Here is a 12,289-nt window from a genome sequence, read left to right on the forward strand (position 1 = left end):
GGGCGAGCCTCTGCCCGCCCCTCAATTATCCCTGAACAGGCGGGATCTCCTCCAGGCGGCGATAGACCGTCAGGCCCCACTCGTTGGCCAGCCGCACATCGTTATCGGCCCCCGCAGACGCTCCTTCGATGCGATACACCGCCTGACACTGCGCAATCAACCGATCGGCCACCGGGTAGAGAAACGCCTCGCTCACCGCATCGCCAACCTGAGTAGAACCCGCCGCTGCCGCCAAAGGCAGCGCCAGCCACTCGCCGATCACCGGCACGTGCCCCCGCTGGTAAACCGCAAGCGCCGCCTGTTCCAGGCGCGCCAGATTGGCGCCGATACGCTGCGGATCGCCATCGGTGCCGCTGCGGTAGGGGCCGGCGATCAAGATTTGTTGGGCTTTCATCGTTCTTCCTCCAACGTCCGGTTCAAGGCGACAAACTGCAGCAGCATGATGGTCTTGGCGTCAACGATCGTGCCCTGGCGAACCGCCTGCAGGGCTTGCGCCAGCGGTAGCTCGAGCACCTCCAGATCTTCCCCCTCCGCCGCCACCCCACCGCCCTCGTTGATACGGTCGCTCGCCTGATATTCGCCGATGAAAAAGTGCAGCTTCTCGGTGACCGAGCCGGGGCTCATGTAGGCTTCGAACACCTTCTCCACGTTCTGCACGAAATAGCCGGTTTCCTCTTCCGCTTCGGCGCGGATGCGCGCCTCCGGCGATGCGTTGTCCAGCAACCCGGCGGCGGCCTCAATCAACATGCCGTCATGGCCGTTGACGAACACCGGAAAGCGGAACTGGCGCGTCAGGACCACCGTTTGCGCCTGCCGGTTGAACAGCAAAATCACCGCGCCGTCGCCGCGATCGTAGGTCTCACGGCTTTGTCGCTGCCAAACGCCGTCGCGCCGCAGAAAATCAAAGGTGGTTTTTTTCAGCAGGTACCAGTCATCGGACAACACCCGGGTTTCGACAATGCGAACCCTGTCTTTGGTGGCTATCATCGGTTTACTCCGCCATAGGAAGGAAATTGATACTATCGTGCAGTTTCGTGTATGATCAAGGCATTTCGTGCAAAGCAATTTTGAGAGGAAAATGGCCATGTTGACCAGCCAGCGCAAGAAGATCATCCTGGAAAAACTGGCCCAGGACGGCCAGGTGTTGGCCAAGCAGCTCAGCGAAATGTTTGGGTTGTCGGAAGACACTGTCCGGCGCGATCTGCGCGAACTGGACGCTGAGGGATTGCTGCAGCGGGTGCATGGCGGTGCCCTGCCGGTTTCCTCTGCCATTGCCAGCTTCGCCGAGCGCAATCAGTTGGAATCCGGCGCCAAACGCGCGATCGCCAAAGCGGCGGCGGCGATGATCGCCCCCGGCCAGGTAGCGATCATCGACGGCGGCACCACCTCTGCAGAACTGGTCAGGCAACTGCCGCTCAACCTGAACGCCACCATCGTCACCCACAGCCCCAGCGTCGCCGTAGGCCTGGCCGCTCACCCCACGGTGGAGGTGATCCTGATCGGCGGCCGGCTTTACAAGCATTCGATCGTCAGCGTTGGCGCCGCCGCGGTGGAAGCGATGTCGCATATTCGCGCCGATATCTATTTTATGGGCGTGACCGGCGTGCACCCCACCGCGGGGCTGAGCACCGGCGATCTGGAAGAGGCCTACATCAAGCGGGCGCTGGCGGCCCGCGCGGCGGAAACCGTGGTGCTGGCTTCCGCCGCCAAGCTTAACGCCGCCTCGCAGTATGCGATCGGCGATATTACGCTGGCGCATACCATCATCGTTGAACGCGCCACCGACGACGCATTGACCGCGCCGTTGCAGCAGGCGGGCGTCAGCGTGTTGAAAGCCTGATTCACGACGATAATGCGATACACCTCGCATTATTTGTGATTCAAGTCACTTTTTTATGCAACGAGATGGCAATTTTCATTCATTTGTTTTTATACTGTTCTGCACTTTACCTACGATAAATTAGCGAGTGCCCAGCATGATCGATCCCCGCCTACCGCTTACCGACATTCACCGCCATCTCGACGGCAATATCCGCGCGCAGACCATTCTCGACCTCGGTCGCCAGTTCAACCTCGCCCTGCCGGCCAACGATTTGGAGAGCCTGCGCCCGCACGTGCAGATCACCCACGCCGAACCGGATCTGGTCAGCTTCCTGCAGAAACTGGACTGGGGCGTAGCGGTGCTGGGCGATCTGGACGCCTGCCGCCGCGTGGCCTATGAAAACGTCGAAGACGCCGCCAACGCCGGCCTGCACTACGCCGAGCTGCGTTTTTCCCCTTACTACATGGCGATGAAGCACCAGCTGCCGGTCGCCGGCGTGGTGGAAGCGGTGATCGACGGGATCCGTTCGGGCTGCCGCGATCGCGACATCGACATTCGCCTGATCGGCATCATGAGCCGCACCTTTGGCGAGGCCGCCTGTCTGCAGGAATTGGAAGGGTTGCTGGCGCACCGCGACGGCATTACCGCGCTGGATTTGGCGGGCGATGAGCTGGGCTTCCCCGGCAGCCTGTTCCTCAGCCACTTCAACCGCGCGCGCGACGCCGGTCTGCGCATCACCGTGCACGCGGGCGAAGCCGCCGGCCCGGAAAGCATCTGGCAGGCGATCCGCGAACTGGGCGCCGAGCGTATCGGCCACGGAGTCAAAGCGGTCGAAGATCCGGCGCTGATGGACTTCCTGGCGGAACACGGCATCGGCATCGAGTCCTGCCTGACCTCCAACATCCAGACCAGCACCGTGCCGTCACTGGCGCAGCATCCGCTGGCCACCTTCCTGCGCCACGGCGTGCTGGCATCGATCAACACCGACGATCCGGCGGTTCAGGGTATCGAGATCGAGCACGAATATCGCGTCGCCGCGCCGCAGGCCGGGCTGACGCCGGAGGAAATCCGCACCGCGCAGGAAAACGGCCTGAAGCTGGCCTTCCTCAGCGAGCAGGAAAAGCAGGCGCTGCGCGCCAAAGTTCAGGGTTAAATTTCCCCAAGGCGCCAAACGGCGCCTTCTTCTCACCTCCCGTTTTCATCCGCCTGCTCGTCTTTCTCGCTGTTTTCACCCCATAACTCTGCTGCAAGAGAGGAATTCCGTATGTATGACACACTACGCCGCATCGTGCTGACCGGCGGCCCGGGTTCGGGCAAAAGCACGCTCATCGACGTTCTGCATCGCCGCGGTTACCCGCATTCGCAGGAGGCGGGCCGGGCGATTATTCAGGATCAGGTGAGTATCGGGGGCAATGCGCTGCCATGGGGCGATCGCCAGGCTTTCGCCGAGCGGATGCTGGATTGGGAGCTGCGCTCATGGCGGGAAGCGACGGGCGCAACAGGCTGGTTCTTCGATCGCGGTTTGCCGGATATCGCCGGTTACCTGACGCTGTGCGGGTTGCCGATCCCCGCCCCCTTAACGGCGGCGATCGACGCTTTTCGCTATGCCGATACCGTGTTCATCGCCCCGCCGTGGCGAGCGATCTACGCGCAGGACAGCGAGAGAAAACAGTCTTTCGCCGAAGCCGAGCAGACCTACCAAGCGATGGTGGCCGTCTACCGCCGATCGGGCTATCGGCTGCAGGAGCTGCCGCGCGCCTCACCCGACGAGCGCGCCGACTTTCTGCTCGACGCGCTGAGCTGCGGTTAGCGGCCTATTTAGCCACCAGCGCCTCCGCCTCGGCCCGCTGTTTGGCGGTTTTACGCGCATAGCGTTGCGCCAGCACCGCGCACACCATCAGCTGCACCTGGTGGAAAATCATCAGCGGCAGCACCATGGCACCCACCGCCGCGGCCGGAAACAGCACGTTGGCCATCGGGATGCCATTCGCCAAGCTCTTTTTCGAGCCGCAGAAAACGATGGTGATCTCATCGGCGGTGTTGAAGCCCAGCCAGCGCGCTGCGTAGGTGTTGATCACCAGCACCACCGTCAGCAGCACCAGCGACATCACCAGGATGGTCAGCAGCGACCAGCCGTCGATACGGTGCCAAATGCCTTCCACCACCGCCGCGCTAAACGCGGTATACACCACCAGCAGGATCGACGAACGGTCGGTCAGGTTGATCAGTTTGCGATGGCGGTCGATCCACTTGCCGATCAGCGGCCGCGCCAGGTGACCGACCACAAATGGCACCATCAATTGCAGAATGATCGAACCGATGGCATGCAGCACGTCGGTATTGCCGCCCTGGGTGTGCATCAACGCGCCCACCAGCAGCGGCGACAGAAACACGCCGAGAATGCTCGACGCCGAGGCGCTGCAGATCGCCGCCGCCACGTTGCCGCCCGCCGCCGAGGTAAAGGCGATGGCCGATTGCACCGTGGCCGGCAGCGCGCACAGATAGAGGAAGCCGAGATAGACCGTCGGCGTCATGATGCCCGGCACCAGCAGGTTCATCGCCAGGCCGAGCAGCGGGAACAGTGCAAAGGTGCTGAGGAACACCAGCAGATGCAGCTTCCAGTGGCTCATGCCGGCGACGATCGCCTCGCGCGACAGCTTGGCGCCGTGCATAAAGAACAGCAGCGCGATGGCGGCGGTGGTCAGGTGCTCAAAGAAGGTTTTCCAGATGCCTTCGCAGGGGAACAGCGAGGCGATGATCACCACCAAAATCAGGACCAGCAAAAATTTATCAATGCGCAAACGCTGCAACCAGGACATGAAACGGATTTCCTTGCACGTAAAGTCGTAAAAAGGCCCGACGTGGCGCCGGGCACAGAAAAATGAACGGGATCAGACCACCGGCAGCGCCTGCTGCAGCCGGGCCGATTCCAGCCCCAGTTCGATCAATGCCATTACCGCGATGGCGTCGGCGGCCGGCACTGGGTTTTCGCCTAAGCCGGCGATGGCGTCGCGCACCGCGGCGTAATAAGCCGGGTAATTGCCGGGAATATTGAGCAGCGGTTGCTCCGCCAGCAGATCACCACGTGACAACGTCACCACGCCGTCGCGCATGTCATAACCCCAGTCGGCCTGAGGCAGACGCTCACCGGCCTTCAGCCGGTCTTCCTGCGGGTCCAGGCCGTATTTGATATAGCTGCCGCGGGTGCCGTGCACCACGTAGCGCGGGCTCTCTGCCGCTACCAGCATGCTGGCGTGCAGTACCACGCGGCGATCGCCATAGCTCAGCAGCGCGTGGAAATAGTCCACCGCCTGCGCCCCCGGCCGCAGCTCCCCCAGATCGACGAACAGGCGGTCGGGCTTGCCGAAGAGTTGCAGCGCCTGATCGAGCAAATGCGGCCCCAAATCGAACCAGATACCGCTGCCGACGCCGCCTTGTTCGCGCCAGCGCTGGCGCACCTGCGGCCGGTAGCGATCGAAATGCGACTCGAAATAGACCACCTCGCCCAGCGCGCCCTCATTCAGCAGCGCTTTCAGAGTAAGGAAGTCGCTGTCCCAGCGGCGGTTGTGGAATACCGACAGCAGCAAACCGCTCTGCTGCGCCTGCTGTTGCAGCACCTGCGCTTGTGACAATGTCACGGTAAACGGTTTATCCACCACCACGTGCTTGCCGGCGGCCAGCGCCTGCTGTGCCAGCGGGAAATGGGTATCGTTGGGGGTAGGAATCACGATCAGATCGAGGGCCGGATCGGCGAACAGCGCCTGCGCATCACCCACCACCGCCATCGACGGCCAGTCGGCGTGCACTTTGCCGGCATCGCTGCTGGCGACGGCGGCCAACTCCAGCCCCGGCGTACCGGCGATCAGCGGCGCATGAAAGGTTTTGCCGGCGTAGCCGTAACCGACCAGCCCGACACGAATTTTCTCAGCCATGGGATTTCCTCTTGCAGGCTCACGACAGACCCTTTCGATTTGACACCATGCGGCCGGATGGAACAAGAAGTAAATGAGATGTTAATTTGAAGCGGGCTCGATACGGCGTCGAGTAGCCAAACGTGCGGCCACGCGCCGCGATGCCAAGCTATCCGGTTGATAGAGATGACGAAGCCGGTATTACCCGCTAAGCTATGCCGCCTGTGATCCCCGTTTCAATCAGGAAGCCTTTATGTCTCAAGCTGAATACTCTCGTATCGGCGGTTGGTTGCTGGCCCCGCTGGCCTATCTGATCGTCACCCTGCTCAGCGCCAGTTTGATGCTGCTCCTGTACGCCATGGCGATCTTTATGCCCGAGTCGCGCGACTACCTGCTGACCAACGCCCAGGCGTTTACCCTGCAATGGTACTTTTCGGTGCTGACCACGCTCTTGATGTGGTGCTTTACCCTGTGGCTGGTGCTTTTGTTTTGCCGGCGGTCGCAGCGCTTCCCCAAGCTGTTCTTGCTGTGGCTGCTGATCACGGTGATCCTGGCGGTGAAAGCCTTTGCCTTCGCGCCGGTGCCGGATGAAGTGGCGGTACGCAGCCTTGGCTGGCCGCTGCTGATGGCGGCGCTGCTGGTGCCTTACATCAAGCGCTCGCAGCGGGTCAAAGGGACCTTTACCGAACGTTAAAGGCGGTTGCAGCACGTTTTATTGGGTAATTTGTGTAAATTTTCACCAAAAAAGGCAATACCCCTGCGATTCATATGTTGTCGTCCGGCCGCCGATTCCCGATAATAGGCGGCTTTTATTTTTTTAGGCATCGCAATGACCGAATACCTGCTCCTGTTTGTCGGCACCGTACTGGTGAACAACTTCGTTCTGGTGAAGTTTCTTGGCCTGTGCCCGTTCCTCGGCGTTTCCAAAAAGCTGGAAAGCGCCATCGGCATGGGAATGGCCACCACCTTCGTCATGACGCTGGCCTCCGTCAGCGCCTGGGTGATCAACACCTTTATTCTGGTTCCGCTGGATCTGGTGTACCTGCGCACGCTCTCCTTCATTCTGGTGATCGCCGTGGTGGTGCAGTTCACCGAGATGGTGGTGCGCAAAACCAGCCCGGCGCTCTACCGCCTGCTGGGGATCTTCCTGCCGCTGATCACCACCAACTGCGCGGTGCTTGGCGTGGCGTTGCTTAACGTCAACCTCGGCTACAACTTCCTGCAGTCCGCCGTTTACGGCTTCAGCGCCGCCGCCGGTTTCTCGTTGGTCATGGTGCTGTTCGCCGCCATTCGCGAACGTCTGGCGGTCGCCGACGTGCCGGCGCCGTTCCGCGGCTCCTCGATCGCGCTGATCACCGCCGGGCTGATGTCGCTGGCCTTTATGGGCTTTACCGGGCTGGTGAAATTCTAATGACTGCGTTGTGGATAGCTATCGCGGCTTTAAGCGCGCTCGGACTGCTGTTCGGACTGGTGCTGGGCTACGCCGCGCGCCGTTTTGAAGTGGAAGAGGATCCAGTCGCCGAGCAGGTCGACGCGATCCTGCCGCAGAGCCAGTGCGGCCAGTGCGGCTACCCCGGTTGCCGCCCCTACGCCGAGGCGGTGGCCAACGGCGAGATGATCAACAAATGCGCGCCGGGCGGCGAACAGGTGATGCTGAAGCTGGCGGAGCTGCTCAACGTCGAGCCGCAGCCGCTGGGCAGCGAAGCCGCCGCCGAGCCGGAGCGTAAAGTGGCCTATATCGACGAGGCCAACTGCATCGGTTGCACCAAGTGCATTCAGGCCTGCCCGGTGGACGCCATCGTCGGCGCCACCCGCGCCATGCACACCGTCATTACCGATCTCTGTACCGGCTGCGATCTGTGCGTCGCCCCTTGCCCTACCGACTGTATTGAAATGAGACCGGTCGCCACCACCACTGCCAACTGGAAGTGGGACATGAAGACGATCCCGGTGCAAGTGATCCACGTGGAGCAACATGCTTAATCTGTTCGCCGCCTTTAAAAAAGACCGGATCTGGGATTTCGACGGCGGGATCCATCCACCGGAAATGAAAACGCAGTCCAGCGGTGCGCCGCTGCGTGTCGCTCCCCTGCCCAAGACCTTTATCATTCCGCTGCAGCAGCATCTGGGGCCGGAAGGCGAGCTGTGCGTCAACGCCGGCGATCGGGTGTTGAAAGGCCAGCCGCTGACCGTCGGCCGTGGCCGCACCGTGCCGGTACACGCCCCGACCTCGGGCACCGTCAGCGCCATCACGCCGCACATCACCGCTCACCCTTCCGGGCTGACGGAACTGTGCGTGATTATCGAGGCTGACGGGGAAGACCGCTGGTGCGAGCGCGACCCGGTGGCGGACTACCGTCAAGCGCCCGCCGCGGAGCTGGTTCAACGTATTCATCAGGCCGGCATCGCCGGTCTGGGCGGCGCCGGTTTCCCGACCGCCAGCAAGCTGCAGGGCGGCATGAGCGGCGTGGAAACGCTGATCCTCAACGCCGCCGAGTGCGAGCCTTACATCACCGCCGACGATCGCCTGATGCAGGAACATGCCGACCAGATCATTGAAGGCACGCAGATCCTGCAACACATTCTGCAGCCCAAGGTCACGCTGATCGGCATCGAAGACAACAAACCAGAAGCGATCGCGGCGCTGAAACAGGCGCTGCGCGGCCAGCCCGGCATTGGGCTGCGCGTTATCCCCACCAAATACCCGTCCGGCGGCGCCAAGCAGCTGACCAAGATCCTCACCGGCAAGGAAGTGCCGCACGGCAAGCACTCCTCTGCTATCGGCGTATTGATGCAAAACGTCGGCACCGCCTTCGCCATCAAACGAGCGATCGTCGACGGTGAACCGCTGATTGAGCGTGTGGTGACCCTGACCGGCGACGCTATCGAGCGCCCGGGCAACCTGTGGGCGCGCATCGGCACGCCGGTGCAGCACCTGCTAGACTTCGCCGGTTTCCGCCCGCAGGCGCAGCAGATGGTGGTCATGGGCGGCCCACTGATGGGCTTCACCCTGCCCGCGTTGAATGTGCCGATCGTCAAGATCAGCAACTGCATTCTGGCACCGACGGTCGATGAAATGACGCCGCAGGAACCGGAGCAGTCCTGCATCCGCTGCGGCCTGTGCGTAGACGCTTGCCCTGCCGGGCTGCTGCCGCAGCAGCTGTATTGGTTCAGCCGCGGACAAGAGCACGACAAGGCGCGCAACCATAACCTGTTTGACTGCATCGAATGCGGCGCCTGCGCGTTCGTTTGCCCCAGCAACATCCCGCTGGTGCAGTACTACCGTCAGGAAAAGGCCGAGATCAAGGCTATCGATCTGGAGGCGGCGCGTACCACCGAGGCCAAGGCGCGTTACGAAGCCAAGCTCGCGCGCCTGGAGCGCGAGAAGCTGGCGCGCGAAGAGCGGCATAAAAAGGCCGCCGTTAAACTGACCGACGACGATCAGGGCGCGGTGCAGGCCGCGCTGGCGCGCGTGCGCAGCAAAAATTCCGAAGCGGCGGTCACGCCGGTCAACGGCCAGCAGCCGGATAACAGCGAGATGATCGCCGCCCGCGAAGCGCGTAAAGCGCAGGCGCGCGAACGCCGAGCCCAGTTGGCGGCCGAGGCGGAAACAGAGGCATCATCGGCAACGTCTGGCGACGACGCGCGCAAAGCCGCCGTGGCCGCGGCGCTGGCCCGCGTGAAAGCGCGCAAGGAAGCGCCGGCCGCAGACAGCACTGCTCCGGCAGCAGCAGAGAACGATCCACGTAAGGCGGCGGTCGCTGCCGCCCTGGCGCGCGTCAAAGCCAAAAAGGCAGAGCAGCAGGCGGATGCCCCTGCACCGGCGGAAACGACGCCGACAACCGCCGAGGAAGACCCGCGCAAGGCCGCGGTGGCGGCGGCTATCGCCCGCGCCAAAGCCAAAAAGGCAGAGCAGCAGGCGGACGCCCCTGCACCGGCGGAAACGGTGCCAGCAACCGCCGAGGAAGATCCGCGCAAGGCCGCGGTCGCTGCCGCTCTGGCGCGTGTCAAAGCCAAGAAAGCGGCGCAGCAGGCCGATGCCCCTGCACCGGCGGAAACGGCGCCGGCAACCGCCGAGGAAGACCCGCGTAAAGCAGCGGTGGCGGCGGCCATCGCCCGCGCCAAAGCCAAAAAAGCCGCCAGGGAATCGCTGGCGGCGGAAACGGAAGACAAATGATGACAGCGGCGCCTGGCTGTCGCCGGGCGCCGTTTAATCGATAGAAATCAGGTAGGTGTAATCCACTTCAATCTGGCGCAGTTTGGATTCCGGATTCCACTCTTTGGTTTGAATGATCTCCATTTCCATACTGCCGCGCACCTCATCCTTCAGCCCTGGCATCACATGCGACATCAGGTAGCCGAAAAACTGCAAACACTCTTTCGCCGAACCCTTATGGTTGATAGAGATAAACTCGCGGCTCGGCAGATGGAAGGTGTCTATCTGATGGTTGGAAAGAATATCTTTTTTGTGTTCAGGATCGACCGCCATCACCAGCGTGGATGAGAGCTCGTCGCCCTCCCCGACATGGGGAGAGTAGATGCTGTAAATCCGCCGACAGTCGACGTGCAGCCCCTTGAAGAAGTCGTTGAAAATCTCGTCCTTCATCGCCATGCAGGAAGAGTACTCCAGCTCCTGCTCGGAGGCGAAATCCAGCCGGCGCGTGAAGCCGACCAACTGCATCTCGGGCAGCATCAGCCGCTTCACTTCCGGGTAATAACCGGCGCCGTAGCTGGCTTCAAAGTTAAAGCGCGGCATCAGGTTTTTCACGTCCCAGTGCTCCATCGAGCGGTAGCGATTGGGCGTGGTGCCGAAACGCTGCTTGAACATGCGGGTAAAGGTCTGCTGAGAGTCGAAGCCCAGCTCATCGGAAATGTCGATGATCGAGCGACGAGTAATGCGCAGCGCCACCGCGGCGCGCGTCAGGATGCGCGAACGGATATAGGTGGCGAGTTGAATGCCGGTAATACGCTTGAATTTACGCTGCAGATGCCACTTGGAATAGCCCGAAATACGCGCGACTTCATCCAGGTTTGGCCGTTTCTCCAGATGTATCTCCACCCACTCAATTAACTCTTCAATAAAAAAAATGTCTTCATTTGTCATTATTATGGATTCACTGACTCAATAATGTTCGCGATAGTAACCTACACAGATTATGTGAAAGTTGTTATTTTGTGCGGAAATCTGGAGAAAAATGATATCTCATTCAGATGCTTAACCCATTTCCCGCGGTCGATGGCGGCACAAGTTCCACTGACAATTCCTCACGTTAGCCCATTTCTTGGCCAAAAAAAAATCAAATCGCGCTGCCCCGATCGCCGGATGTGCGGAAAGCCGAATACCCCTATCATTAAGGCGTATTACCCTCGCATCGAATCAGGTAGAATGCTCGGCTATCATTTTTGCCGCGCCTTTAGAACGGCGCATCGAAACTGCCGCAGGCGCGGCGCAGAAGGTATCGTTACTTTATGAAGTTCAGGCCGGTATCACCCACAGCCGCCAAAGGCTTACACATCGCCAGCTCGCCTTTCACCCACAACCAGCAAAGCACCAGCCGCATCATGCTGTGGGTCATGTTGGCGTGCATTCCCGGCATCGCGGCGCAGATTTGGTTCTTCGGCTACGGCGTATTGATTCAGGTGGCGCTGGCGGCGATCGTCGCGCTGGCGGCGGAAGGCGCGGTTCTCAAGCTGCGCAAGCTGCCGGTGCGCAGCCGGCTGGCGGATAACTCCGCCCTGCTGACCGCGCTGCTGCTCGGCATCAGCCTGCCGCCGCTGGCACCCTGGTGGATGATCGTCATCGGCACCTTGTTTGCCATCGTCATCGCCAAGCAGCTGTACGGCGGCCTCGGGCAGAACCCGTTCAACCCGGCGATGGTCGGTTACGTGGTGCTGCTGATCTCCTTCCCGGTACAGATGACCAGCTGGCTGCCGCCGGATGAGCTGCGCGCCACCGCGCTGCCTCTCCACGACACGCTGCTGGCCATTTTCAGCGGCCATACCTCGCAAGGCGCGACGCTGCACGAACTGCAGATGGGCGTGGACGGCATCAGCCAGGCCACGCCGCTCGACGGTTTCAAAACCGGCCTGCGCAGCGGCCACAGCGTGGAACAGGTGCTGCAGCAGCCACTGTTCGGCGGCGCCCTGGCCGGCATCGGCTGGCAGTGGGTCAACCTCGGCTTCCTGGCCGGCGGCCTGTTTATGCTGGCGCGCCGCCTGATCCATTGGCAGATCCCTTTCAGCATGTTGGCCGCCATCGCCTTCTGTTCCGGCCTGGCCTGGTGGCTCGATCCGGCGCATCAGGCGTCGCCGCTGATCCACCTGTTCTCCGGAGCCAGCATGCTGGGCGCGTTTTTTATCGCTACCGATCCGGTCAGCGCGTCCACTACGCCGAAAGGCCGTTTGATCTACGGCGCGCTGATCGGCGTGCTGGTGTGGCTGATCCGCGTCTATGGCGGTTACCCTGACGGCGTGGCCTTCGCCGTGCTGCTCGCCAACATTACCGTCCCGTTAATCGACCACTACACGCAGCCGCGCGTGTACGGCCATCGCTAAG

13 protein-coding genes are annotated in these 12,289 nt (G+C 61.7%); 8 read left to right on the forward strand and 5 right to left on the reverse strand.

Annotation, left to right across the window (positions count from 1 at the left end; genetic code table 11):
* Positions 1–25 precede the first annotated feature (25 nt).
* Together ACUTSC_RS03530 and ACUTSC_RS03535 are read right to left on the reverse strand one after the other, a co-directional pair.
* The gene (locus tag ACUTSC_RS03530) at positions 26–394 is read right to left on the reverse strand and encodes an NUDIX hydrolase (protein WP_197767773.1); all 369 of its coding nucleotides are present in this window, start codon (positions 392–394) and stop codon (positions 26–28) included.
* Positions 391–987, reverse strand: a complete 597-nt coding sequence (locus tag ACUTSC_RS03535; protein ID WP_197767772.1) for an NUDIX domain-containing protein — start codon at positions 985–987, stop codon at positions 391–393. The genes ACUTSC_RS03530 and ACUTSC_RS03535 overlap by 4 nt, the downstream gene beginning before the upstream one ends.
* A gap of 97 nt (positions 988–1,084) precedes the next feature.
* On the opposite strand from ACUTSC_RS03535, the gene ACUTSC_RS03540 reads away from it, so the two are divergent.
* From ACUTSC_RS03540 to ACUTSC_RS03550, 3 genes are all read left to right on the forward strand, one after another.
* Positions 1,085–1,840 carry a DeoR family transcriptional regulator gene (locus ACUTSC_RS03540; RefSeq protein WP_197767771.1) on the forward strand — a complete coding sequence of 252 codons (756 nt, stop codon included), beginning with the start codon at positions 1,085–1,087 and terminating at the stop codon, positions 1,838–1,840.
* A gap of 136 nt (positions 1,841–1,976) precedes the next feature.
* Positions 1,977–2,975: an adenosine deaminase gene (add, locus tag ACUTSC_RS03545; protein WP_016927887.1), complete on the forward strand. Its 999-nt coding sequence runs from the start codon at positions 1,977–1,979 to the stop codon at positions 2,973–2,975.
* 111 nt (positions 2,976–3,086) lie between these two features.
* Positions 3,087–3,632, forward strand: a complete 546-nt coding sequence (locus ACUTSC_RS03550; protein WP_445653092.1) for an AAA family ATPase — start codon at positions 3,087–3,089, stop codon at positions 3,630–3,632.
* Between the two features lie 4 nt (positions 3,633–3,636).
* Here ACUTSC_RS03550 and ACUTSC_RS03555 read toward each other — a convergent pair whose 3' ends face one another.
* Together ACUTSC_RS03555 and ACUTSC_RS03560 are read right to left on the reverse strand one after the other, a co-directional pair.
* On the reverse strand, positions 3,637–4,641 hold the full coding sequence (locus ACUTSC_RS03555; protein WP_445653093.1) for a bile acid:sodium symporter family protein: 1,005 nt from the start codon (positions 4,639–4,641) through the stop codon (positions 3,637–3,639).
* A gap of 72 nt (positions 4,642–4,713) precedes the next feature.
* Positions 4,714–5,754, reverse strand: a complete 1,041-nt coding sequence (locus tag ACUTSC_RS03560; protein WP_443003386.1) for an oxidoreductase — start codon at positions 5,752–5,754, stop codon at positions 4,714–4,716.
* Positions 5,755–5,986: 232 nt separating this feature from the next.
* Between ACUTSC_RS03560 and ACUTSC_RS03565 the strand changes: the two genes are divergently transcribed.
* From ACUTSC_RS03565 to rsxC, 4 genes are all read left to right on the forward strand, one after another.
* Positions 5,987–6,427, forward strand: coding sequence for a DUF2569 family protein (locus ACUTSC_RS03565; protein ID WP_197767769.1), 441 nt, complete (start codon positions 5,987–5,989; stop codon positions 6,425–6,427).
* A 135-nt stretch (positions 6,428–6,562) separates the two neighbouring features.
* On the forward strand, positions 6,563–7,144 hold the full coding sequence (gene rsxA, locus ACUTSC_RS03570) for an electron transport complex subunit RsxA (protein ID WP_004938443.1): 582 nt from the start codon (positions 6,563–6,565) through the stop codon (positions 7,142–7,144).
* A complete protein-coding gene (rsxB, locus tag ACUTSC_RS03575) occupies positions 7,144–7,716 on the forward strand; it encodes an electron transport complex subunit RsxB (RefSeq protein WP_004938428.1) in 573 nt (190 codons plus the stop codon). Before rsxA ends, rsxB begins: the two co-directional genes overlap by 1 nt.
* Positions 7,709–9,910: an electron transport complex subunit RsxC gene (gene rsxC / locus ACUTSC_RS03580; RefSeq protein ID WP_445653094.1), complete on the forward strand. Its 2,202-nt coding sequence runs from the start codon at positions 7,709–7,711 to the stop codon at positions 9,908–9,910. The genes rsxB and rsxC overlap by 8 nt, the downstream gene beginning before the upstream one ends.
* Before the next feature lie 33 nt (positions 9,911–9,943).
* On the opposite strand, the gene ACUTSC_RS03585 is transcribed toward rsxC, so the two are convergent.
* Positions 9,944–10,837 carry a helix-turn-helix domain-containing protein gene (locus tag ACUTSC_RS03585; RefSeq protein ID WP_197767767.1) on the reverse strand — a complete coding sequence of 298 codons (894 nt, stop codon included), beginning with the start codon at positions 10,835–10,837 and terminating at the stop codon, positions 9,944–9,946.
* A gap of 365 nt (positions 10,838–11,202) precedes the next feature.
* On the opposite strand from ACUTSC_RS03585, the gene rsxD reads away from it, so the two are divergent.
* Entirely contained in the window at positions 11,203–12,288 is a 1,086-nt protein-coding gene (gene rsxD / locus ACUTSC_RS03590) for an electron transport complex subunit RsxD (RefSeq protein ID WP_197767766.1), read from the forward strand.
* Position 12,289 lies beyond the last annotated feature (1 nt).

The organism is Serratia sp. TSA_105.2, assembly GCF_052692115.1.

What these genes read in the sequence shown, in the direction of transcription:
- ACUTSC_RS03530 (WP_197767773.1), bottom strand. Translation starts at nt 394, where the DNA reads ATGAAAGCCCAACAAATCTTGATCGCCGGCCCCTACCGCAGCGGCACC.
- ACUTSC_RS03535 (WP_197767772.1), bottom strand. Translation starts at nt 987, where the DNA reads ATGATAGCCACCAAAGACAGGGTTCGCATTGTCGAAACCCGGGTGTTG.
- ACUTSC_RS03540 (WP_197767771.1), top strand. Translation starts at nt 1,085, where the DNA reads ATGTTGACCAGCCAGCGCAAGAAGATCATCCTGGAAAAACTGGCCCAG.
- add (WP_016927887.1), top strand. Translation starts at nt 1,977, where the DNA reads ATGATCGATCCCCGCCTACCGCTTACCGACATTCACCGCCATCTCGAC.
- ACUTSC_RS03550 (WP_445653092.1), top strand. Translation starts at nt 3,087, where the DNA reads ATGTATGACACACTACGCCGCATCGTGCTGACCGGCGGCCCGGGTTCG.
- ACUTSC_RS03555 (WP_445653093.1), bottom strand. Translation starts at nt 4,641, where the DNA reads ATGTCCTGGTTGCAGCGTTTGCGCATTGATAAATTTTTGCTGGTCCTG.
- ACUTSC_RS03560 (WP_443003386.1), bottom strand. Translation starts at nt 5,754, where the DNA reads ATGGCTGAGAAAATTCGTGTCGGGCTGGTCGGTTACGGCTACGCCGGC.
- ACUTSC_RS03565 (WP_197767769.1), top strand. Translation starts at nt 5,987, where the DNA reads ATGTCTCAAGCTGAATACTCTCGTATCGGCGGTTGGTTGCTGGCCCCG.
- rsxA (WP_004938443.1), top strand. Translation starts at nt 6,563, where the DNA reads ATGACCGAATACCTGCTCCTGTTTGTCGGCACCGTACTGGTGAACAAC.
- rsxB (WP_004938428.1), top strand. Translation starts at nt 7,144, where the DNA reads ATGACTGCGTTGTGGATAGCTATCGCGGCTTTAAGCGCGCTCGGACTG.
- rsxC (WP_445653094.1), top strand. Translation starts at nt 7,709, where the DNA reads ATGCTTAATCTGTTCGCCGCCTTTAAAAAAGACCGGATCTGGGATTTC.
- ACUTSC_RS03585 (WP_197767767.1), bottom strand. Translation starts at nt 10,837, where the DNA reads ATGACAAATGAAGACATTTTTTTTATTGAAGAGTTAATTGAGTGGGTG.
- rsxD (WP_197767766.1), top strand. Translation starts at nt 11,203, where the DNA reads ATGAAGTTCAGGCCGGTATCACCCACAGCCGCCAAAGGCTTACACATC.